The organism is Klebsiella sp. LTGPAF-6F, from assembly GCF_001753185.1.
Lineage (GTDB): Bacteria > Pseudomonadota > Gammaproteobacteria > Enterobacterales > Enterobacteriaceae > Klebsiella > Klebsiella michiganensis.
On record NZ_CP017450.1, the window covers coordinates 208662 to 234126 of the forward strand.

Below are 25465 nucleotides of genomic sequence, written 5' to 3' on the forward strand. Positions count from 1 at the left end.
GGTGGATAATGTTCGCAACAGGATTACTGGATTTGCTGTTTCTTACCGCCCAGCACGGTGCCCCAGACCTTCACATCTTTAAGCTGAACCGGCTCGATGGCCTGCGGATCGTCTTCCAGCACGGTGAAGTCGGCGTATTTACCGCATTCGATGCTGCCGATCAGATGGTCCATTTTCATGGTCCATGCCGCGCCGAGGGTCATCGCGTGCAGCGCTTGATCGACGGAGATTTTTTCCGCTTCGCCCAGTACGCGCCCGGATGCCGTCAGGCGGTTCACCGCGCACCAGCCGGTGAACAGCGGGTTGATGGGGGTGATGCCGCAATCGCTGTGGAAGGCGAAAGGAATACCGTGGCGCACCGCGCTGCCGCAGGCGTCCATACGCATTGCGCGCTCCGGGCCCATGGTTTGGCTGTAGTGCTGATCGCCCCAGTAATAGACGTGGTTGCTGAAAAAGTTCACGCCCATACCCATCTCTTTGATGCGTTTGAACTGATCTTCACGCAGCATCTGCGCGTGCTGCATCACCGCGCGGTGGTTCACTGCCGGAATACGATTCAGGGTTTTCTCGACGGCTTTAATGAACGCTTCCGAGGCCTCGTCGCCGTTACAGTGGCAGTGAACCTGGTAGCCGCGGGACATGATGTCGTAGACCTGCTGCTCCACCTCTTCCGGCGTGGCGTTCCACGCGCCGTTGTGGCCATCCAGATAATAGAAGGGCTCCAGCATCCGTCCTGACCCACCCTGGATAGAGCCGTCGAGGAAGATTTTCATCGGGCCGAAGTGCATTTTTTCGTGCCCGTGACGCATAACGTCCGGGGCGAAATCCAGCGCTTCCTGGAAGGGTTTTTTGACGAAAGGAGGGCCGTAGGCCACCAGCAGACGAATCGGGAAGTCCTCTTCACGGGTCATGCGGATGTAGTTGGTCATCAGCTCGGGATTGCTGAAATCGGTCAGACCCATATCGGCTGCGCTGGTACAGCCTGCGCGAAACGCTTCCTGGCCGAAATTGGCGATGGCGATTTCGGTGGTGAGTTCGTCCCAGAAACCATATTTATTCAGGATTGGCCCCATGGCGGCGAACTCCACCAGCTCGCCGTGCAGCGTACCGTCCTGATTTTTCACCACGCCTTCAATCTGGCAATCGTCAAATATTCCGCAGTCGTGCAGCGCGGCGGTATTGGCGCCCATCAGGTGGATGCTCATATGGATAACCGCGACCGGACGGGTGGTTGAGACGCGGTCCAGATGTTCGCGGCCCAGCTTTTCGCTGCCGAAATAAATGGGATCAACGCCCCATGCGATCAGCGGCGCGTGCGGATCGGTCATCTCACGTTCCACCGCCTGCAGCGCGCTGACGACGTCGTCAAAAGAGCGGCAGCCTTTCCAGACTTTACCGGTATGGTCCGGGCGATCGTAGTAACCCACATAGGGGAATTGCCACATACCGCCGCCGGTGACGTGCGAGTGGGCTTCAATCAGGCCGGGCATTAACACTTTATCGGCAAAGGTCTCGTCCAGCTGGTATTCGCCAAAGCCGGTGAGTTCTTCAAGCGTGCCGGTGCCTAAAATACGGTCGCCGCGCACCGCAACATGGGTGGTCTCCGGGCGGTTCGGGCACATCGTAATGATTTTTTTAGCGGCAAAAATCGTGATTTCTGATGCTGACATAGTAGGCTCAATCATTGAGGGTTCAGAGAGCGATGAAAGGCGTCGCTTTCATCATGAGTATTAATGCGCCTATGCTAATTGTCATATTGGATGTATAACAGGACCAAAAACCCACGATATTAAGGTGCCAATTTGTCGGTTGCTCTGCCTTTTGATTTAACGGGTATAAAGCTGGATGCTGGCAGAAAGCGTAGCGAGCAGCTTTATCGCGCCCTGAGAGAGAAGATGGTGAATACGCCCGGTCTTCACGGGGCTAAACTACCCGCGACGCGTGAGCTGGCGCGGCTGCTGGGGGTTTCTCGCAATACGGTGGTCTCGGTCTACGAGCGTTTATATGCCGACGATTTGATTGAAACCCGACAGGGCGACGGCACCTATATACGTTATCGCGGGCAGGAGGTTGACGAAGGCCCCGACGTCCCTGAAATTCCTGCCTTACGCGTCGACTCGCGCCTGCCGCTGACGGCGCGGTTTAATCGCCATTTTGTGCACGATGGCCCGCCGAAGGCTTTTCGCATCGGCATGCCCGCGATTGACCATTTCCCGTTTGATACCTGGTCGCGCCTGCAAAACCGCTTCTGGCGGCGGCGACCCATTGCGCAAATGGGTTACGGCGTTCCGGCGGGCGATTTACAGCTGCGCGAGCTTATCGCCAGCTATCTGCATACCTCGCGCGGCCTGAAGTGCGATCCGGCGCAGGTGATTATTACCCTTGGCGCACAACAGGCGATAATGCTCTGTTCCGCGCTGCTGCTGCGCGTCGGGCAGGACGTCATTATGGAAAACCCCTGCCACTGGGCGGCGGCGGGCGTATTCTCCTGCCTTGGTTTGAATATTAAAGCGATTAACGTTGATGATGAGGGGCTTCAGACGGCGCAGTTGACGGATTATCCCGACGCCCGGATGGTCTACGTGAGCCCGTCATGCCAGTACCCGACGGGCGCGACGCTCTCACTATCGCGGCGGATGACGCTGCTGGAGTGGGCCAGAAAGCATCAGGCGTGGATTATGGAGGATGATTACGACGGCGAGTATCGCTATAACGGCACGCCGCTGATGCCGCTCGCCGCGCTGGATAACCGCCATCGGGTGATTTATATCGGTTCGTTTTCCAAAGTGATGTATCCCGCGCTACGCCTGGGCTACATGGTGGTTCCGCAACAGCTGGTGGAACCGCTGAACCTGCTGCGTACGCTATCCACCCGCCAGCCGCCAATGAACGACCAGCAGGTGATGGCGAGCTTTATTTCGGAGGGGCATTTCCAGCCCCATATCCGGCGAATGCGCAGAATCAGTAAAAGCCGTCGCGATCTGCTGCTGGCGGAGTGGAATCAGCATCTGAGCCATATTGGCGTGATGCCGGAAGTGGCCTCGGGGCTACATGCGGCGATTACGCTGGATGATGCTGAAACAGAAACCCGTCTCGTTAGCCAGGCCCAGGCGGCAGGCGTGGAAATTACGCCGCTGAGCGCATTGTGGATCCCCGGTACGCCTGAAAGCCGCCATCATTACGGCGTGGTGCTGGGATTTGCCGGCGTGATGGAAGCGGATATTGTGCAGTCGATACAAGCGCTAAAAAAATGCTGGCAGTGACCCTGCTAAAATAAATACTCAGCGTATATCTACCAACGCGTTTGCGCTGTAACCCTGGTGGAAAGCCGCTTTTCAGATGTCATAAAGCTGCCCTAAACGCTTGCTTTTACGTCTTCTCCTGCGATGATAGAAAACAGAAAGAATGAATTACGGGCTACTATCTATGAAAAACGTTTTCCCAGCGCTTGCCGTTTTATTTGCGGTCCTCAGCCTCACCGGCTGTGGTCTGAAAGGGCCGCTCTATTTCCCGCCAGCGGATAAAACGGCGCCTCCGCCGACTAAACCGGTTGATAGCGGTATCCAGAGCTCTACGCCGGATCGTAACGATCGCGGTGATAGCGGTGGTCCGACCCAGGTGAATTACTGACAGTTCCGCGCTGCTGGAGTAGATGATGCAGTTCTCTAAAATGCATGGCCTTGGCAATGACTTTATGGTTGTTGACGCGGTAACTCAGAATGTTTTTTTCTCACCGGAACTGATTCGTCGTCTGGCGGATCGGCATCTTGGCGTGGGCTTCGATCAGCTGCTGGTGGTTGAGCCGCCCTACGATCCGGAGCTCGACTTCCACTATCGCATCTTCAATGCCGACGGTAGCGAGGTGGCGCAATGCGGCAACGGCGCGCGCTGTTTCGCCCGCTTTGTGCGCCTGAAAGGCCTGACCAATAAACGTGACATCCGCGTCAGTACCTCGAACGGCCGTATGGTATTAAGCGTAACGGAAGACGATCTGGTGCGCGTGAATATGGGTGAGCCAAACTTCGAACCGTCGCAGGTGCCGTTCCGCGCCAACAAAGCGGAAAAGACCTATATCATGCGCGCCGCTGAACAGACAGTATTGTGCGGCGTGGTGTCCATGGGCAACCCGCACTGCGTTATCCAGGTCGATGATGTGGAAACCGCGACGGTGGAAACGCTCGGCCCGGTGATGGAAAACCACGAGCGCTTCCCGGAGCGGGCGAACATCGGCTTTATGCAGGTGGTCAGCCGCTCCCATATTCGCCTGCGCGTGTATGAACGCGGCGCGGGTGAAACGCAGGCCTGCGGCAGCGGCGCCTGCGCGGCGGCGGCAGTCGGTATCCAGCAGGGGTTACTGGGCGAGGAGGTCCGCGTGGAATTACCCGGCGGGCGTCTTGATATCGCCTGGAAAGGTCCGGGCCAACCGCTGTATATGACTGGCCCGGCGGCACATGTCTATGACGGATTTATTCATTTATGAAACAAGTCGGGGAAGAACAGCAGGAACTCGCCAGCGAGCTGAACGATCGCGCAGTGGTGGACTATCTGTTGCAACATCCTGAATTCTTTATTCGTAATGCGGCGCTGGTGGAGCATATGTCGGTGCCGCATCCGGTACGTGGTTCGGTCTCGCTGGTGGAATGGCACATGGCGCGGGCGCGGAACCATATCAACGTGCTGGAAGAGAATATGACGCTGCTGATGGCCCAGGCGACGGCTAACGAAAGCCTGTTTCAGCGCCTGTTTGATCTCCAGACGCGGCTGGCGGCGGCCGATAGCCTTGATGAAATGCTGAACCGCTTTCATCGCTGGGCGCGCGAGCTGGGCCTGGCGGGCGCCACGGTGCGCCTGTTTCCCGACAGTTGGCGGCTCGGCGCGCCCTCCAAATTCACTCATCTGGCGATAAGCCGTCAGGCGTTTGAGCCGATTCGCATTCAGCGTCTTGGGCAACAGCGCCATTATCTTGGCCCATTAAACGGCCCGGAACTGCTGGTGGTGCTGCCGGAAGCAAAAGCCGTGGGTTCGGTGGCGATGTCGCTGCTGGGGGGAGATGAAGCGCCCGGCGTGATGCTGTTCAGCAGTCGCGACCCTCAGCACTATCAGCAAGGTCAGGGAACGCAGCTTTTGCATGAAATTGCGTCGATGCTCCCGGGGTTGCTGGAGCGCTGGATCGAGCGCGCATGACCGACTCGCCGCTGTTTACGCCCGTAGAACGCTTTTTACGCTATCTCGGCGTGGAGCGTCAGCTGAGCCCGATAACGCTGCTGAACTACCGCCGCCAGCTCGAGACGCTTATCGCGCTGGCGGATAGCGCCGGGCTGAAAAGCTGGCAGCAGTGCGATGCTGCCCAGGTCCGTAGCCTGGCGGTGCGCAGCCGTCGCCAGGGGCTGGGGCCAGCCAGCCTGGCTTTACGTCTCTCCGCCTTACGCAGCTTCTTTGACTGGCTGGTGAGCCAGGGCGAACTGGCCGCGAATCCGGCGAAGGGGATTTCGGCGCCGAAAACACCGCGCCATTTACCAAAAAATATCGACGTCGACGACGTTAACCGACTGCTGGATATCGATCTTAACGATCCGCTGGCGGTACGCGACCGGGCGATGCTGGAAGTGATGTACGGCGCGGGACTGCGTCTCTCGGAGCTGGTGAATCTCGACATTAAGCACCTCGATCTGGAATCCGGCGAGGTGTGGGTGATGGGCAAAGGCAGCAAAGAGCGCCGCCTGCCGATTGGCCGCAACGCGGTGGTGTGGATTGAGCACTGGCTCGACCTGCGCGGCCTGTTCGGCGCTGATGAAGACGCCCTGTTCTTATCAAAGCTGGGTAAGCGAATTTCCGCGCGTAACGTGCAAAAGCGCTTTGCCGAATGGGGCATTAAGCAGGGCCTCAACAGCCACGTGCATCCGCATAAGCTGCGCCACTCTTTCGCGACCCATATGCTGGAGTCGAGCGGCGATCTGCGCGGGGTGCAGGAGCTGCTGGGTCATGCGAATCTGTCCACCACTCAAATTTATACCCATCTTGATTTTCAACACCTTGCGTCGGTGTACGATGCGGCGCATCCGCGCGCCAAACGGGGGAAATAATGCGTTTTTACCGACCTCTGGGCCAGATTTCAGCACTGACATTTGACCTGGACGATACCCTTTATGACAACCGTCCGGTGATTGACCGAACGCTGCATGAGTCGCTGAGCTTTGTGCGCAGCTACCACCCGTCGCTGAGTCAATTTGACGCCAGCGAACTCAACCGGCTGCGCCAGACGCTGCTGGCGTCAGAGCCGGAAATTTACCACGATGTCACCGAGTGGCGCCGCCGCGCGCTGGAGCTGGGGATGATCAACGCCGGGCTTTCTGCGGCGCTGGCGAAAACGGGGGCCGAGGAAGCGATGGCGAACTTCGCCCACTGGCGCAGCCTGATCGATGTCCCGCAGGAGACGCACGATACGCTGGCGCAGCTGGCGGAAAAGTGGCCGCTGGTGGCCATTACCAACGGTAATGCCCAGCCGGAGCTTTTTGGCCTGAGCGACTACTTCCGCTTCGTGCTGCGCGCCGGTCCGGACGGGCGCTCTAAGCCTTTTGCCGATATGTATCATCTCGCAGCCGAGCGGCTGGCGCTGCCGCTGGGGCAGATTCTGCACGTCGGGGACGATCTGACGACCGACGTGGCGGGCTCCATTCGCTGCGGCATGCAGGCCTGTTGGATCAAACCGCAGGGCGCCGACCTGATGCGCACCGCCGACAGCCGCCTGTTACCGCACATCGAAATTTCACGGTTGGCATCTCTGACCTCGCTGATATAATCGTCAGTAGTTCTGTATAAATTAACAGTAGCCCGGTGGACTGAACGTTGCCGGGCGTCTCATTTCCGGCGGTGCCAATGGACGTTTCTTATCTGCTCGACAGCCTTAATGACAAACAGCGTGAAGCCGTTGCGGCATCACGTACTAACATGCTGGTTCTGGCAGGCGCGGGCAGCGGTAAGACGCGCGTACTGGTACACCGCATCGCCTGGCTGCTGAGCGTTGAGCACTGTTCCCCTTACTCCATTATGGCGGTGACCTTTACCAACAAAGCGGCGGCGGAAATGCGCCATCGTATTGGCCAACTGATGGGTACCACCCAGGGCGGTATGTGGGTCGGCACTTTCCACGGGCTGGCGCACCGGCTGCTGCGCGCTCATCACCTTGACGCCAACCTGCCGCAGGACTTCCAGATCCTCGACAGCGAAGACCAGCTGCGCCTGCTCAAGCGTCTGATTAAGGCGATGAATCTCGATGAGAAGCAGTGGCCGCCGCGTCAGGCGATGTGGTACATCAACGGCCAGAAAGATGAAGGGCTGCGCCCGCACCATATACAGAGCTACGGTAACCCGGTTGAGCAGACCTGGCAGAAAGTTTATCAGGCCTACCAGGAGGCCTGCGATCGGGCGGGGCTGGTGGATTTCGCCGAACTGCTGCTGCGCGCCCACGAACTGTGGCTCAACAAGCCGCACATTCTTCAGCACTACCGCGAGCGCTTTACCAATATCCTGGTGGACGAATTTCAGGATACCAACAACATTCAGTACGCGTGGATCCGCCTGCTGGCGGGCGATACCGGCAAGGTGATGATCGTCGGCGATGACGATCAGTCCATTTACGGCTGGCGCGGCGCGCAGGTGGAGAACATCCAGCGCTTCCTCAACGATTTCCCCGGCGCGGAAACTATCCGCCTCGAGCAAAACTATCGCTCGACCAGCAATATCCTCAGCGCGGCCAACGCCCTGATTGAAAACAACAGCGGGCGCCTGGGGAAAAAGCTGTGGACCGACGGTGCCGACGGCGAGCCGATTTCGCTCTACTGCGCGTTTAACGATCTTGATGAGGCGCGCTTTGTCGTCAACCGCATCAAAACCTGGCAGGAAAACGGCGGGGCGCTGGAGCAGTGCGCGATTCTGTATCGCAGCAACGCCCAGTCGCGCGTGCTGGAAGAGGCGCTGCTGCAGGCCAGCATGCCGTATCGTATTTATGGCGGCATGCGCTTCTTCGAACGCCAGGAGATCAAAGATGCGCTCTCCTATCTGCGCCTGATCGCCAATCGTAATGACGACGCGGCCTTTGAGCGCGTGGTGAATACCCCGACGCGCGGTATCGGCGATCGCACGCTGGACGTGGTGCGCCAGACCTCGCGCGACCGTCAGCTGACGCTGTGGCAGGCCTGTCGCGAGCTGTTAAAAGATAAAGTGCTTGCCGGACGCGCCGCCAGCGCCCTGCAGCGTTTTATGGAGCTCATTGACGCCCTGGCGCAGGAAACCGCCGATATGCCGCTGCACGTGCAGACCGATCGGGTGATTAAAGACTCCGGCCTGCGCATGATGTACGAGCAGGAGAAAGGCGAGAAAGGCCAGACGCGCATTGAAAACTTAGAGGAGCTGGTGACGGCAACGCGCCAGTTCAGCTACAACGAAGAAGATGAAGATTTGATGCCGCTGCAGGCGTTCCTCTCGCATGCGGCGCTGGAAGCGGGAGAAGGGCAGGCGGATACCTGGCAGGATGCGGTACAGCTGATGACCCTGCACTCGGCGAAAGGGCTGGAGTTCCCGCAGGTCTTTATCGTCGGCGTGGAAGAGGGGATGTTCCCGAGCCAGATGGCGCTTGATGAGGGCGGCCGCCTGGAAGAAGAACGCCGTCTGGCCTACGTCGGCGTCACCCGCGCGATGCAGAAGCTCACGCTGACCTATGCGGAAACCCGCCGCCTGTATGGCAAAGAGGTTTATCACCGCCCGTCGCGCTTTATCGGCGAGCTGCCGGAGTCGTGCGTGGAAGAGGTGCGGCTGCGCGCCACGGTGAGCCGTCCGGTCAGCCATCAGCGGATGGGGACGCCGATGGCGGAAAACGACACCGGCTATAAGCTGGGCCAGCGCGTGCGCCATGCCAAGTTTGGCGAAGGCACGATCGTGAACCTCGAAGGCAGCGGCGAACACAGCCGCCTGCAGGTTGCGTTTCAGGGGCAGGGGATTAAATGGCTGGTCGCGGCGTATGCCCGGCTTGAAACAGTGTAACAGTAAGAAAAGTATCATTATTTTGTAATATTCTGCTACCTTTATACGTTAAGGAGCTTGATTTGCTCTTTAGCGTTCCGTTGCGTGTTGACGCCGTTTTTGCGCTGGCGTAACATGCGCGCACGATTACGCTAAGAGGACATTCGCCTTGGACACACCCAGTAGATGCTGGCTCAATTTCCTGCCCATCAGGAACAACTCCTAAGGCTATCCTCTTATGCTGATAGCCTTAGCGGTTGTCGGCGACCCGTTCTATTCCCGTCGCTCTGAGTCAGGCTTAATGGTCTGAAACCCAAATTGTTTCTGTGTGCCCACCGAACTGTCCGATAATTTTTTGCATTGGGAGTCCCGGTCATGCTGAGCGCATTTCAACTGGAAAACAATCGTTTAACGCGTCTGGAAGCCGACGAGATCAAGCACCTCGCCAGTTCGGTGTGGGTCGATCTGGTCGAGCCTGACGACGATGAACGAAGCCGCGTGCAAACGGAATTGGGCCAGAACCTGGCGACGCGCCCGGAGCTGGAAGACATCGAAGCGTCAGCGCGTTTCTTTGAGGATGAAGACGGCCTGCATATCCACTCATTTTTCTTTTTTGAAGATGCAGAGGATCACGCCGGTAACTCTACCGTAGCGTTTACTATCCGCGAAGGGCGTCTGTTCACCCTGCGCGAACGGGAGCTGCCCGCTTTCCGCCTGTATCGCATGCGCGCCCGCAGCCAGTCGATGGTGGACGGCAACGCTTACGAGCTGCTGCTGGACCTGTTCGAAACCAAAATCGAGCAGCTGGCGGATGAAATTGAAAACATCTATAGCGACCTGGAAAAGCTCAGCCGGGTGATCATGGAAGGTCGTCAGGGCGATGATTACGACGAGGCGCTCTCGACGCTGGCGGAGCAGGAAGATATCGGCTGGAAAGTCCGCCTGTGTCTGATGGATACCCAGCGCGCGCTGAACTTCCTCGTGCGCAAAGCCCGCCTTCCGGCCGGTCAGCTGGAGCAGGCGCGTGAGATCCTGCGCGACATCGAATCCCTGCTGCCGCACAACGAATCGCTGTTCCAGAAGGTTAACTTCCTGATGCAGGCGGCGATGGGTTTTATCAACATCGAGCAGAACCGCATCATCAAGATCTTCTCGGTGGTCTCCGTGGTGTTCCTGCCGCCGACGCTGGTGGCTTCCAGCTATGGCATGAACTTTGAGTTTATGCCTGAACTGCACTGGAGCTTTGGCTATCCCGGCGCGATTGTCTTTATGATGCTCGCTGGCCTGGCGCCCTATCTGTACTTTAAGCGTAAAAACTGGCTGTAAAAAAAGGAGCTTCGGCTCCTTTTCTGCGTACCAGCTTGGCTTTATGCCCTGCGCGTACGGCGTATTGTGTAAACCGCATCCATCACGAAAATCGCCAGCGCCACCCAGATAAAGGCGAAGGTTACCATTTTATCCGCGCCCGGCACTTCGCCGTAGAAGGTTACCGCCAGCAGGAACATCAGCGTCGGGCCGATATACTGGAAAAATCCCAGCGTGGAGAGGCGCAGACGCGTCGCCGCGCCGGTAAAGCACAGCAGCGGGATGGTGGTGACCACGCCCGCCGCCATCAGCAGCAGGTTCAGCGACCACGGATTCTGCCCCATGTGGCTGGTCGGGCTATCGGCAATACCAAACAGATAAATCGCAGCGACCGGCAGCAGCCAGAGCGTCTCAAACAGCATCCCGGTTTGCGCATCCACGGCGATCTTTTTACGCAGCAGGCCGTAAAAAGCGAAGCTGAACGCCAGGCCCAGCGCGATAATCGGCAGCGAGCCGAAGGTCCAGAGCTGTACCAGCACGCCGCAGGCGGCCAGCAGCACCGCCAGCCACTGCATCCGGCGAAAGCGCTCCCCGAGGAAGATCATCCCCAGCAGAATATTCACCAGCGGATTGATAAAATAGCCCAGGCTGGCTTCCAGCATATGATGGTTATTCACCGCCCAGATAAACAGCAGCCAGTTGCCGCCCACCAGCACCGCAGAGAGCGCCAGCAGGAACACCTTTTTCGGCGTTTTCAGCAGCCTTTTGACCTGCGGCCACTGACGGCTGATGCTGATCAGCGCGACCATGAAAAAGAAGGACCAGATCACGCGGTGAGTCAGAATTTCATCGGCGGGAACATAGTAGATAAGCTTGAAGTACGCCGGCGCGATACCCCAGATAAAATAGGCGGCCAGGGCCAGAAGAATCCCCACCCGCGTTTGTTTAGCGTCCATCGGTACAAATCCATTGCCAAAGAGAGAGATGTTACTCGATTTAGGCCGATCAACCCACCATATACGTCGCCGTGGCGCTGGCGATATACACCTGCTCTTCGTTATGCAGCTCGACGCGGGCCACCGCCACTTTATTACCGGCGCGCAGCAGGCTGCTGGTAGCGGTAAAGCGTTCCCCGCGGCCCGGACGCAGGTAGTCGACGCGCAGATCGATAGTGCCCATCCGCGACAGGCGCTGGCGCAGCTCTTCTTCATTGATGGTGTCGTGGCGAGTCAGCGTGCTGCCGACGCATACCAGCCCCGCAGCGACGTCCAGCGCTGAGGCGATCACGCCGCCATGTAAAATGCTCTGCGCCCAGTTGCCCACCATCATCGGCTGATTGTTGAAACTCAGCTGGGCAAACTCCTTTTCATAGCGCTCCAGCTCCAGCCCTAAGGCACGATTAAACGGCATATGGTAGACGAAGATCTCTCCCACCAGCTTCAGGGCGGCGGCGGCGGTCAGTTCAGACATAACAACACTTCCATAAGTTAATGAAATGTTGATTTTATGCTTCTAAAATATTGATTTCTACTTTAAGAACGGATAACAGGTCAGATGCCGCATAAATAGGTAGAATGCTGCCTGGGTTAAACAGAAATAATAAATATCCATCCAGGAGAACAGCAATGCGTATCTCTTTGGCCTGCCTGCTGGCGCTTGTTGCGCTTCCGGCCGGCGTTCTGGCGCAGGACGCGCCGGTGAATAAACAGGTCCACGACGCTCCGGTCGTTCGCGGGAGCATTATCGCCAACCTGTTACAGGACCATGATAATCCGTTCCTGCTCTATCCCTACGAGAGCAACTATCTGCTCTATACGTGGACCAGCGATCTCAATAAAGAAGCGATTCGTAGCTACGACTGGGCCGAAAATGCGCGTAAAGATGAAGTGAAGTTCCAGCTCAGCCTGGCGTTTCCGCTGTGGCGAGGGATCCTCGGCGAGAATTCGCTGCTGGGCGCTTCTTATACGCAAAAATCCTGGTGGCAGCTCTCCAACAGCAAAGAGTCCGCGCCGTTTCGCGAAACCAACTATGAGCCGCAGCTGTTCCTCGGGTTTGTGACCGATTACTCGTTCGCCGGCTGGACGCTGCGCGACGTTGAGATGGGTTATAACCACGACTCTAACGGCCGTTCCGATCCCACCTCCCGCAGCTGGAACCGCCTCTATACCCGGCTGATGGCGCAAAACGGCAACTGGCTGGTTGAGGTGAAGCCCTGGTACGTGATTGGCAGCACCGACGATAATCCGGATATCACCAAATATATGGGGTATTACCGGCTGAAAGTGGGCTATCAGCTGGGCGACGCCATCCTCAGCGCCCAGGGGCAATATAACTGGAATACCGGCTACGGCGGCGCCGAGCTTGGGGTGAGCTATCCGATCACCAAACACGTGCGCGTCTATACTCAGGTCTATAGCGGTTATGGCGAGTCGCTCATCGATTATAACTTCAATCAGACCCGCGTCGGCGTCGGGCTGATGCTCAACGATCTGTTTTAATCGTTGCACTCTGGCTCTCAGGCGCTGAAAATAGCGCCTGTTTTCTTTTCAGGCATATGGGGTCAACGTGGCGCAGGCGGAAGTATTGAATCAGGAATCGCTGGCTAAGCAGGTTTTACAAGAGACCTTCGGCTACCAGCAGTTTCGCCCGGGCCAGGAAACTATCATTGATACGGCGTTGGCCGGGCGCGATTGCCTGGTGGTGATGCCAACCGGCGGCGGCAAGTCGCTGTGTTATCAGGTTCCGGCGCTGGTACTGGGCGGTCTCACCGTCGTGGTGTCGCCGCTTATTTCCTTGATGAAGGACCAGGTCGATCAGCTGCTGGCTAACGGCGTGGCGGCGGCGTGCCTGAACTCAACCCAGAGCCGGGAGCAGCAGCAGGATGTGATGGCCGGCTGCCGCAGCGGGCAGATTCGCCTGCTGTATATCGCCCCGGAGCGCCTGATGCTGGATAACTTCCTTGAGCATCTTACGCACTGGAATCTGTCGATGGTGGCGGTGGACGAGGCGCACTGTATTTCCCAGTGGGGGCACGATTTCCGTCCGGAATACGCCGCGTTAGGGCAGCTGCGCCAGCGGATACCGCAAATCCCGTTTATGGCGCTGACCGCCACCGCCGATGACACGACGCGTCGCGACATTGTTCGCCTGCTGGATCTAAACGACCCGCTCATTCAGGTCAGCAGCTTCGACCGACCCAACATCCGCTATATGCTGATGGAGAAGTTTAAGCCGCTGGATCAGCTGATGCGCTACGTGCAGGACCAGCGCGGTAAGTCGGGTATTATCTACTGCAATAGCCGCTCAAAAGTGGAAGACACCGCCGCTCGCCTGCAAAGCCGCGGCATCAGCGCCGCGGCCTATCACGCCGGGCTGGAAAACCATATCCGCGCCGACGTGCAGGAGAAATTCCAGCGCGACGACCTGCAAATCGTGGTGGCGACGGTAGCCTTCGGTATGGGTATCAACAAACCGAACGTCCGTTTTGTGGTGCATTTCGATATCCCCCGCAATATTGAATCCTATTACCAGGAGACCGGCCGCGCCGGGCGCGATGGGCTGCCTGCCGAGGCGATGCTGTTTTACGATCCGGCGGATATGGCGTGGCTCCGACGCTGCCTTGAGGAGAAACCCGCCGGGCCGCTGCAGGACATTGAACGCCATAAGCTCAACGCGATGGGGGCCTTTGCCGAAGCGCAAACCTGCCGCCGTCTGGTGCTGCTCAACTACTTTGGCGAGGGGCGCCAGGAGCCCTGCGGCAACTGCGATATCTGCCTCGATCCGCCGAAACAGTACGACGGTTTAATGGACGCGCGTAAGGCGCTGTCGACGATTTACCGCGTCAATCAGCGCTTTGGTATGGGCTACGTGGTGGAAGTGCTGCGCGGCGCCAATAACCAGCGTATTCGCGATATGGGGCACGACAAGCTGCCGGTCTACGGCATTGGGCGCGAACAGAGCCACGAGCATTGGGTCAGCGTGATCCGTCAGCTTATTCATTTAGGCCTGGTTACGCAGAATATAGCCCAGCACTCTGCGCTACAGCTTACCGAGGCCGCGCGTCCGGTCCTGCGCGGCGACGTGACGCTACAGCTTGCCGTGCCGCGTATTGTGGCGCTGAAGCCGAAAGCGATGCAGAAATCCTTTGGCGGTAATTACGATCGCAAGCTGTTCGCCAAGCTGCGCAAACTGCGTAAGGCGATTGCCGACGAAGAGAATATCCCGCCCTACGTGGTGTTTAACGATGCGACGCTAATTGAAATGGCCGAGCAAACGCCGCTGACGGCCGGGGAGATGCTCAGCGTCAACGGCGTTGGCACGCGTAAGCTCGAGCGTTTTGGTAAAGAGTTTATGGCCCTGATCCGCGCGCACGTGGATGGCGATGATGAGTAGTCAGCCAGACGAAAAAGTGTAAATATAGTTTTCGTCCTGACTATTTCCCTGCGAGTTAATTATGTTGACGCTTTTTTTCACCGTGGTGCTGGTGCATATCATTGCGCTGATGAGTCCTGGCCCGGACTTCTTCTTTGTTTCACAAACCGCCGTTAGCCGCTCCCGCAAAGAGGCGATGATGGGCGTGCTGGGGATCACCTGCGGAGTAATGGTATGGGCGGGCGTAGCGCTGCTCGGCCTGAACCTGATTATCGAGAAGATGGCCTGGCTGCATACCATTATTATGGTCGGCGGCGGCCTGTATCTGTGCTGGATGGGCTTCCAGATGCTGCGCGGCGCGCTGAAAAAAAGCGAAGCGGCAGCGGCGGTAGAGCCTCAGGTCGAACTGGCGCGCAGCGGCCGGAGCTTCCTGAAAGGGCTGCTGACCAATCTGGCTAACCCAAAAGCGATTATCTATTTTGGCTCCGTGTTCTCGCTGTTTGTCGGCGACAGCGTCAGTTCCGGCGCGCGCTGGGGGATTTTCCTGCTGATTGTTCTGGAGACGCTGGCCTGGTTTACGGTGGTCGCCAGCCTGTTCGCCCTACCGGGCATGCGCCGCGGCTATCAGCGGATGGCGAAGTGGATCGACGGCATTGCCGGTACTCTGTTTGCCGGGTTTGGTATTCACCTGATTATTTCGCGCTAAGCGTTCTGCGGCCCGCCCAAGGGTTATGGGCGGGCCGGATATTAATGACGCAGCTGCTGCAAATCGTCGGACGTCAGACCGGTCATTTCCATAACCGCAGTAGTATCAATGCCCCGCTCGAGCATGGCCTTTGCAACGTTAAGAAGCGCAGCGCGTTTACCCTCTTTTATGCCTTCCTTAATGCCCTTCTGCATACCTTCCTCAAGCCACTTTTCTGCCAGAGTCATCAGTACACCTCCATGTTGCGGCACCCGCTGTGCCAGCTCATATAATAGCGGCCGAACATCCTGCTCTTCTCCCCCCTGGGCCATATATTTTATCAGTACGGTAATTTGCTGTTTATCTATACATCAGGCGTGGCGCGCGGAGGCCAGCAGGGCGCCGACCAGCATAAACAGCGATCCAAAAACCTTGTTTAGCGCCTTCATCTGTTTGGGCCCTTTGATCCACGCGGCGATGCGCTGCGCCAGCGTGGCGTAGCCAATCATCACGATAATATCGACCACGATGGTGGTGACTCCGAGCACGAGGTACTGCATCACCTGGGGCTGGTGCGGTACGATAAACTGCGGGAAGAGCGCGGCGAGGAACACGATGCTTTTTGGGTTGGTCAGGTTGACGAACACCGCGCGCTTAAAGAGTTTGCCGCGGCTCTGCGCTTGCGCAAGGGTATTCAGATCGAGAGAACCCGCGGCTCGCCACTGCTGAATGCCGAGCCAGATAAGATAAGCGGCGCCCGCCCATTTCAGGATTTCAAAGGCCAACAGCGAACGGGAAAAAAGCGTACCCAGGCCAACGCCCACCAGCACGATATGAATGCCGAGCCCGGTCTGTAGCCCGGCAATAGAAGCCGCCGCGCCGCGATAACCGTGGTTGATTGAGGTGGTCATGGTATTTATCGCCCCGGATCCCGGCGACAGGCTGAGAATAAGAGATGTCAGCAGATAGGCAAACCACCACTCGAACGTCATGAGAAACTCCCTGATTGTCTGTTTTTATGCCACAATACGCTATTGTGTAAGCATTGTGTGATGCACGATAAAAAAACGATTTTCAGCGGTTATCAGGGGTGTAAGCCCGATGTTTTTGCAGCAAAAGGACTGGGAAACACGAGAAAACGCGTTTGCGGCCTTTACCATGGGGCCACTGACCGATTTCTGGCGTCAGCGGGAAGAGGCTGAATTTACGGGCGTGGATAACGTTCCGGTGCGCTTTGTTCGCTTCTGCGCCAAAAGTCATGACCGGGTCGTGGTTATTTGTCCGGGTCGCATTGAAAGCTACGTTAAGTACGCCGAACTGGCTTACGATCTTTTCCGCAGCGGTTTTGACGTGATGATTATCGATCATCGCGGCCAGGGGCGCTCCGGACGCATGCTTTCAGATACCCACCGCGGGCACGTCGTTAATTTCAGCGATTACGTCGACGATCTCGCCGCGTTCTGGCAGCAGCAGGTGGCGCCCGGACGCTGGCGGAAACGGTTTATACTGGCCCACTCCATGGGCGGCGCCATTGCGACGCTATTTTTGCAGCGCTACCACCAGCATTGCGACGCGATGGCGCTCTGTGCGCCGATGTTCGGCATCGTTATGCGCCTGCCTGACTGGATGGTGCGCCATATTCTCGATTGGGCTGAGGGCCATCAGCGCATTCGTGAAGAGTATGCCCTCGGTACCGGCCGCTGGCGGGCGCTGCCCTTTGCGGTTAACGTACTGACGCACAGCCGTCAACGCTATCGCCGCAACCTGCGCTTTTACGCCGATGAGCCGCAGCTGCGGGTCGGCGGGCCGACGTTCCACTGGGTGCGCGAGGGGATCCTCGCCGGCGAAGAGGTGCTGGCCGGTGCGGAGAAAGACGTCACGCCAACATTATTGCTCCAGGCGGAAGAAGAGCGGGTGGTCGATAACCGTATGCACGATCGCTACTGTGAACTTCGCGCCGCTGGCGGTCATCCCTGTGAAGGGGATAAGCCGTTTGTCATAGAAGGGGCATACCATGAGATCCTTTTTGAAAAGGACGCAATGCGCTCGGTCGCGCTAAACGCTATCGTCGATTTTTTTGGTCGACACACTTAATCCGGCGAAACGCTCGTCGCCCTGCTTAGAGGTTAAAATTTTTATGTACCAGGTTGTTGCGTCTGATTTAGATGGCACGCTGCTTTCTCCCGATCACTGCTTAACTCCCTACGCCAAAGAGACGCTGAAGCTGCTTACCGCACGCGGTATCAACTTCGTGTTCGCGACCGGCCGCCACTACATCGATGTTGGGCAAATTCGCGATAATCTCGGCATTAAATCCTATATGATCACCTCGAACGGCGCTCGCGTGCACGATAGCGAAGGGAAGCAGATCTTCGCCCACAACCTTGACCGCGATATCGCCGCCGACCTGTTCGAAATGATGCGTAACGATCCGGCGATTGTGACCAACGTCTATCGTGAAGATGAGTGGTATATGAATCGCCATCGTCCGGAAGAGATGCGCTTCTTCAAAGAGGCGGTGTTTAACTACAAGCTGTACGAGCCGGGCGAGCTGGATCCTGAAGGGATCAGCAAAGTCTTTTTCACCTGCGATAATCATGAGCATCTGCTGCCGCTGGAGCAGGCGATCAACGCCCGCTGGGGCGATCGGGTGAACGTGAGCTTCTCTACCGTTACCTGCCTCGAAGTGATGGCGGGCGGCGTGTCGAAAGGGCATGCGCTGGAGGCCGTGGCGAAAATGCTCGGCTATAGCCTGAAAGAGTGTATCGCCTTCGGCGACGGTATGAACGATGCGGAAATGCTGTCAATGGCGGGCAAGGGCTGCATTATGGCCAACGCGCACCAGCGGCTGAAAGACCTGCATCCTGAGCTGGAAGTGATCGGCAGCAACGTCGATGACGCCGTTCCCCACTACCTGCGTAAACTCTATCTTGACTAAAAAAGATTGACGATTGTTTAATTAATGAGCAGTCGTCAACCTGTCACTTCGCTACAATGCGTGTTCTTTACTCTATGAGACATTCATTGTGGCGCTACTGATTATCACCACCATTCTGTGGGCCTTTTCCTTTAGCCTGTATGGCGAATACCTGGCAGGCCACGTCGACAGCTATTTTGCGGTGCTGGCGCGCGTTGGCCTGGCGGCGCTGGTGTTTTTGCCCTTCCTGCGCACCCGCGGGCAGAGCCTGTCAACCATCGGCCTGTATATGCTGGTGGGGGCGATGCAGCTCGGCATTATGTATATGCTGAGTTTCCAGGCCTATCTGTACCTGACGGTATCGGAGCTTCTGCTGTTTACCGTCCTGACGCCGCTCTATATCACGCTGATTTACGATGTGATGAGCCGCCGTCGCCTGCGCTGGGGCTACGCCTGTAGCGCGCTGCTGGCGGTAATCGGCGCGGGCATCATCCGTTATGACCAGGTGACCAACCATTTCTGGACCGGTTTGATCCTGGTTCAACTCTCCAACATCAGCTTCGCGATTGGCATGGTGGGATATAAGCGCCTGATGGAAACGCGTCCGATGCCGCAGCATAACGCCTTCGCCTGGTTCTACATCGGGGCGTTTCTGGTGGCGGCGGTTGCCTGGTCGATGCTGGGTAACGCGCAGAAAATGCCGCAAACTTCGCTACAGTGGGGCATCCTGGCCTTTCTTGGCGTGGCGGCATCCGGGATTGGTTACTTTATGTGGAACTACGGCGCCACCCAGGTGGATGCCGGTACGCTCGGCATCATGAACAATATGCACGTGCCTGCCGGGCTGCTGGTGAACCTGGCCATCTGGCAGACGCAGCCCCGCTGGCCGAGCTTTATTATTGGCGCTCTGGTGATCCTGGCCTCGCTATGGGTCCATCGACGTTGGGTCGCTCCGCACTCCGCACAAACGGTAAATGATCGCAAGCGTGGTTCCGCGCTGAGCGAATAAACGCCTCGGTAACCGGCTGGCGCTGCTCGCCGTCGCGCACCGCGGCGTACAGTCGGCTCCACAGTCCCTCGCCCAGGGTTTTGGTCACCACCAGGCCCTGGCGCTCAAAGCTTTCCACGACCCAGTGCGGCAGGGCGGCGATGCCCATTCGCGCCGCCACCATCTGAATTAACAACAGCGTATTGTCGACGCTCTTCAGCTGCGGGCTAATCCCGGCAGGCTGCAGGAAGTGACGCCAGATATCCAGACGTGCGCGCTGGACCGGATAAATCAGCAGCATTTCGGTCGCTAAATCCTCGGGCGCGATGCGCGCCTTTGTCGCCAGCGGATGATCCGGCGCCATCACCAGGCGTACTTCGAAATCAAACATTGGCGAATAGTGCAGTCCGCTGCGCGGCAGGATATCGGAGGTCATCACCAGATCCAGCTCGCCCTGCTGCAGGCCCGGCTGTGGGTCGAAGATCACCCCGGACTGAAAGTCCACCTCCACATGCGGCCAGCGGGCGCGGAAACTCTCCAGCGCCGGCGTGAGCCACTGAATACAGCTATGGCATTCGATGGCGATACGCAGCCGGGTTTGCTGCGGCTCATTGCAATCCTGCAGGGCGCGGCTGATTTGCGGCAGGACCTGATTGGCCAGCTGCAGCAGGATCTCTCCCTGCGGAGTAAAGCGCAGCGGCTGACTTTTACGTACAAACAGACGGAAGCCGAGGCGCTGTTCCAGATCGCTGAACTGGTGGGACAAGGCGGATTGGGTCTGGTGCAGGGCCGCCGCCGCGCCTGCCAGAGAGCCGCTATTCCGCAACGCCTGGAGCGTTTTCAGGTGTTTAATTTCGATCATGAAAGTCCTTCACTTCGGCATGAATAATTTGCGCTTGAGGAATATACAGTAACTGCCAATTATGGATGTGTAAACATCTGGACGTCTAAATCCTTTATCTTTCGAATTTATGGCAGCGTTGGCTGCACTTCCTCACCCCAGTCACTTACTTCAGTAAGCTCCTGGGGATGAGCAAGTTTGCCGCCTTCCCTAAATCCGAAATCTTTCGGATTGCAATTATGAGGCTCAAAAAATGACAATTATTAACCACACCCTCGGTTTCCCTCGCGTTGGCCTGCGCCGCGAGCTGAAGAAAGCGCAAGAAAGCTACTGGGCGGGCAATACCAGCCGCGAAGAATTGCTGGCCGTTGGCCGCGAACTGCGCGCTCGCCACTGGGAACAGCAGAAGCAGGCGGGCATTGACCTGCTACCGGTGGGCGATTTCGCCTGGTACGACCATGTTCTGACCACTAGCCTGTGGCTTGGCAACGTGCCGGCTCGTCATCAGAACAAAGACGGCTCCGTTGATATCGATACCCTTTTTCGCATAGGCCGCGGCCGCGCGCCGACCGGCGAACCGGCCGCGGCGGCGGAAATGACCAAATGGTTTAACACTAACTACCACTACATGGTGCCGGAATTTGTGAAGGGCCAGCGGTTCAAACTGAGCTGGACCCAGCTGCTGGATGAGGTGGACGAAGCGCTGGCGCTGGGCCACAAGGTGAAGCCCGTTCTACTTGGGCCGGTCACCTACCTGTGGCTCGGTAAGGTGAAAGGCGAGCCGTTCGACCGCCTGAGCCTGCTGAACGATATTCTGCCTGTTTACCAGCAGGTGCTGACTGAACTGGCAAAACGCGGCGTTGAGTGGGTGCAGATTGATGAACCGGCGCTGGTGCTCGAGCTGCCGCAGGCGTGGCTGGATGCCTTCAAACCGGCTTACGCGGCCCTTAGCGGTCAGCTTAAGCTGCTGCTGACTACCTACTTTGAAGGCATTACCGATAACCTCGACACCATTACCGCACTGCCGGTACAGGGCCTGCATGTGGATCTGGTCCACGGCCAGGACGATGTCGCCGAACTGCATAAGCGCCTGCCTGCCGACTGGCTGCTCTCCGCGGGGCTGATCAACGGCCGCAACGTCTGGCGCGCCGATCTGAGCGAGAAATACGCGCAGGTTAAAGATATCGTCGGCAAACGTGAACTGTGGGTAGCCTCTTCCTGCTCCCTGCTGCACAGCCCGATCGATCTGAACGTGGAAACGCGGCTCGATGCCGAAGTGAAGAGCTGGTTTGCCTTCGCCCTGCAAAAATGCCGGGAGCTGGCGCTGCTGCGCGATGCGCTGAACAGCGGCGACACCGCGGCGATTGCTGACTGGAGCGCGCCGATCCAGGCACGTCGCCAGTCAACCCGCGTGCACAACGCTGCGGTAGAGAAGCGTCTGGCGGCCATTACCGTTCAGGACAGCCAGCGTCAAAGCGTCTACGAAGTTCGCGCCGAAGCGCAGCGCGCCCGCTTTAAGCTGCCGGCCTGGCCAACCACCACCATCGGCTCCTTCCCCCAGACCACCGAGATCCGCGGCCTGCGTCTGGACTTCAAAAAGGGCAATCTCGATGCTAACCGCTACCGCACCGGCATCGCCGAACACATTAAGCAGGCGATCGTTGAGCAGGAGCGACTGGGGCTGGACGTGCTGGTACACGGTGAAGCCGAGCGTAACGATATGGTGGAATACTTCGGCGAACACCTGGACGGCTTTATTTTCACGCAGAACGGCTGGGTACAGAGCTACGGCTCCCGCTGCGTCAAACCGCCGGTGGTCGTCGGAGATATCAGCCGCCCGGAGGCGATCACCGTCGAGTGGGCAAAATACGCTCAGTCCCTGACCGACAAACCGGTAAAAGGCATGCTGACCGGCCCGGTGACCATTCTTTGCTGGTCCTTCCCGCGTGAGGACGTCAGCCGTGAAACGATTGCGAAACAGATAGCCCTCGCGCTGCGCGATGAAGTGGCGGATCTGGAAGCCGCCGGTATCGGTATCATCCAGATCGACGAACCGGCCCTGCGGGAAGGCCTGCCGCTGAAGCGTAGCGACTGGGATGCGTATCTGGCATGGGGGGTGGAAGCTTTCCGTATCAATGCTGCGGTGGCGAAAGACGACACGCAGATCCACACCCATATGTGCTATTGCGAGTTCAACGACATCATGGATTCCATCGCCGCGCTGGATGCGGACGTGATTACCATCGAAACCTCGCGCTCTGATATGGAGCTGCTGGAGTCGTTCGAAGCGTTCGACTACCCGAATGAAATCGGGCCGGGCGTGTACGACATTCACTCCCCGAACGTGCCGAGCGTGGAGTGGATTGAAGCGCTGCTGGAAAAAGCCGCGCAGCGTATCCCGGCAGAGCGCCTGTGGGTGAACCCGGACTGCGGCCTGAAAACCCGCGGCTGGACGGAAACGCGCGCCGCGCTGGCCAACATGGTCAAGGCCGCGCAAAACCTGCGCCAGGCGTAATATAAATCACACTTGTGGGAGGCCCCGGCCTCCTTTTTTGGTTTCTTCTCTTCGCTGGCAAAACCGAATGTGAAGAACTGTTCGGCGTGAGGCGGCAGCGTCTGGACAACGTCCACCCGCTCCCGGCTGTTGCTCAGGACGGATGTCTTTGACTACAGTTAAGCGTTCCCTGAACCGAAGCTGTGATAACTCTCCTGAGGTGAAAGATGATTGAACACCACGATCAAAAAGGGTATTTGCGTTTTGCCATTAATCTGGGTAATCCGGTGCTTACGACACTGCTGCCGGATGGCTCTCCGGGGGGGATTACCGTCGAGCTGGCAAAGAAACTGGCTGCAGAGAGCCAGCGCGAAGCGCGGTTTGTGACCTGGCCGACGGCCGGGCAGGTAGTTGACGCGGCGCTGCAGGATCAATGGGATATCGCCTTTCTGGCTATCGACCCGGCGCGGGAAGATAAGCTTCGCTTTACGCCATCCTACGTCACTATCGAAAGCTCGCTGATGGTGAAAAAAGAGAGCCAGATTCAATCGGTTCAGGAGATGGACCGCGCAGGCGTGGTGATTAACGTGGGCAAAGGCGCGGCCTACGAGCTGTATCTGATTCGCACGCTGCAGCATGCAACGATGCGCCAGTACGCCACCTCACAGGAGGCTATTCAGGCATTTATCAACGGCGAAGGCGATTGGGTGGCCGGTATTCGCCAGCCTCTGGAGAAAGCCGCGCAGGAGAATCCGCAGTTTCGCGTTCTGCCCGACAGCTTTAGCCAGATACACCAGGCGATATGCGTACCGCGCAATGCGACGCAGCACTATGAATTTATTTGCCGCCGCCTCTCTTCCTGGATAGCGGACGGTACTATTGCCGGGATGGTGAGCCGCCATATCGGCAATAGCTGATCGTTAACCGCGCTTACCGCCATACTGCGCAAACCAGGCCAGCATCCGCTGCCAGCCGTCTTTTGCCGACTCTTCATGATAGCTGGCGCGATAGTCGGCATTAAAAGCGTGGTCGGCGTGCGGGTAAACCACGATTTCCGCCGTGGCGTTGGCCGCCCGCAGCGCCTGACGCATCGTTTCCATCGTGTCCTGCGGGATGCTGTCATCTTTCGCGCCATAAAGCCCTAACACCGGCGCGTTAAGATCGACGGCAATATCGACCGGATGCTTCGGCGAATTCAGCGTTTTCTCGCCTACCAGCTTGCCGTACCAGGCGACGGCGGCTTTTAACTGCGGATTATGCGCAGCGTACAGCCAGGTAATACGCCCGCCCCAGCAGAAGCCGGTAATCAGCAAGCGATGAGCATCGCCGCCGTGGCGGTAGGCCCAGCTGGCCACGTGATCGAGGTCGGCCAGCACCTGAGAATCCGGCACCTTTTTGACCAGTCCCTGGAACAGAGAAGGGATGTCGCTGTAATCATTAGGATCGCCCTGGCGGAAATAGAGCTCCGGTGCGATAGCCAGATACCCCTCCTTTGCCAGACGGCGGCAGATATCGCGGATATGTTCATGCACGCCGAAAATTTCCTGGACCACGATAACGACCGGCAGCGGACCGTCGACGCCGCGCGGGCGAGCATGGAACGCCGGCATGTTATCTCCCTGTGAAGGGATGGATGTCTCCCCGGAGACGATGTTCTCATCTGATGTGTGAACGGCAGTTGAGGCGTGCGGCGTGGCTGCAGGTGCAAAGCCGGTTTGCTTAATTGTCGTCATGGTATTCTCCGTACCCTCAATTTATTAGCGCATCAATAACTATAGCTGCTCTGGACAGGACGTTAATCAAACACAGTGCCCGAAACAGGCTATCTTTTGTTCAGGCTTCTGCGATTTAGCTTGTTAATGTGATGTATATCACTCTTTTATGGAAAGTTATTGCAATGAATTTCATTCATGGTGATTGTGGTCACAAAATTGAGCCGACAGCTTCTGTAAAGTACCGTTTTGCTTCTGCTGATAATTCGACCCACAGAGGAGTTTTTTATGTCCAAGTCTGATGTTTTTCATCTCGGCCTCACCAAAAACGATTTACAAGGGGCTACGCTGGCTATCGTCCCTGGCGATCCGGAGCGTGTGGAAAAGATCGCCGCGCTGATGGATAAGCCGGTTAAGCTGGCATCTCACCGTGAATTCACCACCTGGCGCGCTGAGCTGGATGGTAAAGCAGTGATTGTCTGCTCTACCGGTATCGGCGGCCCATCGACCTCTATCGCCGTGGAAGAGCTGGCCCAACTGGGCATCCGTACCTTCCTGCGCATCGGTACCACCGGCGCCATTCAGCCGCATATTAATGTCGGCGACGTTCTGGTGACGACCGCGTCCGTCCGTCTGGACGGCGCAAGCCTGCACTTTGCGCCAATGGAGTTCCCGGCGGTGGCTGACTTTGAATGTACTACCGCGCTGGTTGAAGCGGCGAAGTCTATCGGCGCGACCACCCATATCGGTGTCACCGCCTCTTCCGACACCTTCTATCCGGGCCAGGAACGTTACGATACCTTCTCCGGCCGCGTTGTTAGCCGTTTTAAAGGCTCGATGGAAGAGTGGCAGGCGATGGGCGTGATGAACTATGAAATGGAATCCGCCACGCTGCTGACGATGTGCGCCAGCCAGGGCCTGCGCGCCGGGATGGTTGCCGGAGTTATCGTCAACCGTACCCAGCAGGAAATTCCGAACGCGGAAACCATGAAGCAAACCGAAAGCCACGCGGTGAAAATTGTCGTGGAAGCGGCGCGCCGCCTGCTGTAGTTACCCTTTCTTCTGCCAGGGGTCGGACTCTCCGGCCCTTCTTTTTTGCGTAGCGCCTCGCAGGAAAACCCTTTCAAACTGGAC

At 57.8% G+C, this 25465-nt stretch carries 24 protein-coding genes and 1 pseudogene; 18 read left to right on the top strand and 7 right to left on the bottom strand.

Annotated elements, in window-relative coordinates; genetic code table 11:
- Positions 1-23: 23 nt before the first annotated feature.
- Positions 24-1670 carry an amidohydrolase gene (locus BJF97_RS00970; RefSeq protein WP_014227465.1) on the bottom strand — a complete coding sequence of 549 codons (1647 nt, stop codon included), beginning with the start codon at positions 1668-1670 and terminating at the stop codon, positions 24-26.
- Positions 1671-1802: 132 nt separating this feature from the next.
- On the opposite strand from BJF97_RS00970, the gene pdxR reads away from it, so the two are divergent.
- The 9 genes from pdxR (at position 1803) to corA (ending at position 10344) form a co-directional block, all read left to right on the top strand.
- Positions 1803-3263 carry a MocR-like pyridoxine biosynthesis transcription factor PdxR gene (pdxR, locus tag BJF97_RS00975; RefSeq protein ID WP_014227466.1) on the top strand — a complete coding sequence of 487 codons (1461 nt, stop codon included), beginning with the start codon at positions 1803-1805 and terminating at the stop codon, positions 3261-3263.
- A 163-nt stretch (positions 3264-3426) separates the two neighbouring features.
- On the top strand, positions 3427-3630 hold the full coding sequence (lptM, locus tag BJF97_RS00980; protein WP_009651708.1) for an LPS translocon maturation chaperone LptM: 204 nt from the start codon (positions 3427-3429) through the stop codon (positions 3628-3630).
- A gap of 25 nt (positions 3631-3655) precedes the next feature.
- On the top strand, positions 3656-4480 hold the full coding sequence (dapF, locus tag BJF97_RS00985) for a diaminopimelate epimerase (protein WP_004127458.1): 825 nt from the start codon (positions 3656-3658) through the stop codon (positions 4478-4480).
- Complete coding sequence (locus BJF97_RS00990) at positions 4477-5184, top strand: DUF484 domain-containing protein (protein WP_004097556.1); 708 nt, start codon at positions 4477-4479, stop codon at positions 5182-5184. The genes dapF and BJF97_RS00990 overlap by 4 nt, the downstream gene beginning before the upstream one ends.
- Complete coding sequence (xerC, locus tag BJF97_RS00995) at positions 5181-6083, top strand: tyrosine recombinase XerC (protein WP_009651718.1); 903 nt, start codon at positions 5181-5183, stop codon at positions 6081-6083. Before BJF97_RS00990 ends, xerC begins: the two co-directional genes overlap by 4 nt.
- Positions 6083-6799, top strand: a complete 717-nt coding sequence (gene yigB, locus BJF97_RS01000; RefSeq protein WP_014227468.1) for a 5-amino-6-(5-phospho-D-ribitylamino)uracil phosphatase YigB — start codon at positions 6083-6085, stop codon at positions 6797-6799. The genes xerC and yigB overlap by 1 nt, the downstream gene beginning before the upstream one ends.
- 77 nt (positions 6800-6876) lie before the next feature.
- The gene (gene uvrD, locus BJF97_RS01005) at positions 6877-9039 is read left to right on the top strand and encodes a DNA helicase II (protein ID WP_014227469.1); all 2163 of its coding nucleotides are present in this window, start codon (positions 6877-6879) and stop codon (positions 9037-9039) included.
- 148 nt (positions 9040-9187) lie between these two features.
- Positions 9188-9244, top strand: coding sequence for a YsgD/CorL family protein (ysgD, locus tag BJF97_RS35600; protein ID WP_349817343.1), 57 nt, complete (start codon positions 9188-9190; stop codon positions 9242-9244).
- 149 nt (positions 9245-9393) lie between these two features.
- On the top strand, positions 9394-10344 hold the full coding sequence (gene corA / locus BJF97_RS01010) for a magnesium/cobalt transporter CorA (protein WP_004097564.1): 951 nt from the start codon (positions 9394-9396) through the stop codon (positions 10342-10344).
- A 41-nt stretch (positions 10345-10385) separates the two neighbouring features.
- Here corA and rarD read toward each other — a convergent pair whose 3' ends face one another.
- Both rarD and yigI read right to left on the bottom strand, forming a co-directional pair.
- Entirely contained in the window at positions 10386-11279 is an 894-nt protein-coding gene (gene rarD / locus BJF97_RS01015) for an EamA family transporter RarD (RefSeq protein ID WP_014227470.1), read from the bottom strand.
- Positions 11280-11328: 49 nt separating this feature from the next.
- Positions 11329-11793 (bottom strand): acyl-CoA thioesterase YigI, encoded by a 465-nt coding sequence (yigI, locus tag BJF97_RS01020; RefSeq protein ID WP_004097567.1) that lies wholly within the window; start codon positions 11791-11793, stop codon positions 11329-11331.
- A gap of 155 nt (positions 11794-11948) precedes the next feature.
- On the opposite strand from yigI, the gene pldA reads away from it, so the two are divergent.
- From pldA to rhtC, 3 genes are all read left to right on the top strand, one after another.
- Positions 11949-12821 carry a phospholipase A gene (gene pldA, locus BJF97_RS01025; protein ID WP_032693761.1) on the top strand — a complete coding sequence of 291 codons (873 nt, stop codon included), beginning with the start codon at positions 11949-11951 and terminating at the stop codon, positions 12819-12821.
- A gap of 67 nt (positions 12822-12888) precedes the next feature.
- Positions 12889-14715: an ATP-dependent DNA helicase RecQ gene (gene recQ, locus BJF97_RS01030; RefSeq protein WP_014837082.1), complete on the top strand. Its 1827-nt coding sequence runs from the start codon at positions 12889-12891 to the stop codon at positions 14713-14715.
- 61 nt (positions 14716-14776) lie between these two features.
- Positions 14777-15400: a threonine export protein RhtC gene (gene rhtC / locus BJF97_RS01035; protein ID WP_032693760.1), complete on the top strand. Its 624-nt coding sequence runs from the start codon at positions 14777-14779 to the stop codon at positions 15398-15400.
- Positions 15401-15441: 41 nt separating this feature from the next.
- Here rhtC and BJF97_RS32025 read toward each other — a convergent pair.
- Positions 15442-15738: pseudogene (locus BJF97_RS32025) on the bottom strand (ISNCY family transposase); the annotation flags it as partial.
- 12 nt (positions 15739-15750) lie between these two features.
- Positions 15751-16371, bottom strand: coding sequence for a homoserine/homoserine lactone efflux protein (gene rhtB / locus BJF97_RS01045; protein WP_014227472.1), 621 nt, complete (start codon positions 16369-16371; stop codon positions 15751-15753).
- Positions 16372-16480: 109 nt separating this feature from the next.
- Here rhtB and pldB point away from each other — a divergent pair, with 109 nt between their 5' ends.
- The 3 genes from pldB (at position 16481) to BJF97_RS01060 (ending at position 19305) form a co-directional block, all read left to right on the top strand.
- Positions 16481-17473 (top strand): lysophospholipase L2, encoded by a 993-nt coding sequence (gene pldB / locus BJF97_RS01050; protein WP_004097574.1) that lies wholly within the window; start codon positions 16481-16483, stop codon positions 17471-17473.
- 43 nt (positions 17474-17516) lie between these two features.
- Positions 17517-18317, top strand: coding sequence for a sugar/pyridoxal phosphate phosphatase YigL (gene yigL, locus BJF97_RS01055; protein ID WP_014227473.1), 801 nt, complete (start codon positions 17517-17519; stop codon positions 18315-18317).
- Between the two features lie 88 nt (positions 18318-18405).
- The gene (locus BJF97_RS01060) at positions 18406-19305 is read left to right on the top strand and encodes a carboxylate/amino acid/amine transporter (protein ID WP_014227474.1); all 900 of its coding nucleotides are present in this window, start codon (positions 18406-18408) and stop codon (positions 19303-19305) included.
- Here the strand turns inward: BJF97_RS01060 and metR are convergent.
- Positions 19193-20146 carry an HTH-type transcriptional regulator MetR gene (gene metR / locus BJF97_RS01065; protein ID WP_014227475.1) on the bottom strand — a complete coding sequence of 318 codons (954 nt, stop codon included), beginning with the start codon at positions 20144-20146 and terminating at the stop codon, positions 19193-19195. The genes BJF97_RS01060 and metR overlap by 113 nt on opposite strands.
- 232 nt (positions 20147-20378) lie before the next feature.
- Between metR and metE the strand changes: the two genes are divergently transcribed.
- Complete coding sequence (metE, locus tag BJF97_RS01070; RefSeq protein WP_032693757.1) at positions 20379-22640, top strand: 5-methyltetrahydropteroyltriglutamate--homocysteine S-methyltransferase; 2262 nt, start codon at positions 20379-20381, stop codon at positions 22638-22640.
- A gap of 206 nt (positions 22641-22846) precedes the next feature.
- Positions 22847-23536 carry a transporter substrate-binding domain-containing protein gene (locus BJF97_RS01075; RefSeq protein ID WP_025108394.1) on the top strand — a complete coding sequence of 230 codons (690 nt, stop codon included), beginning with the start codon at positions 22847-22849 and terminating at the stop codon, positions 23534-23536.
- Between the two features lie 3 nt (positions 23537-23539).
- Here the strand turns inward: BJF97_RS01075 and BJF97_RS01080 are convergent, their stop codons facing one another.
- Positions 23540-24352: a dienelactone hydrolase family protein gene (locus BJF97_RS01080; RefSeq protein ID WP_032693756.1), complete on the bottom strand. Its 813-nt coding sequence runs from the start codon at positions 24350-24352 to the stop codon at positions 23540-23542.
- 267 nt (positions 24353-24619) lie between these two features.
- Between BJF97_RS01080 and udp the strand changes: the two genes are divergently transcribed.
- Positions 24620-25381: a uridine phosphorylase gene (gene udp, locus BJF97_RS01085; RefSeq protein WP_004097583.1), complete on the top strand. Its 762-nt coding sequence runs from the start codon at positions 24620-24622 to the stop codon at positions 25379-25381.
- The last annotated feature ends 84 nt before the right edge of the window (positions 25382-25465 follow it).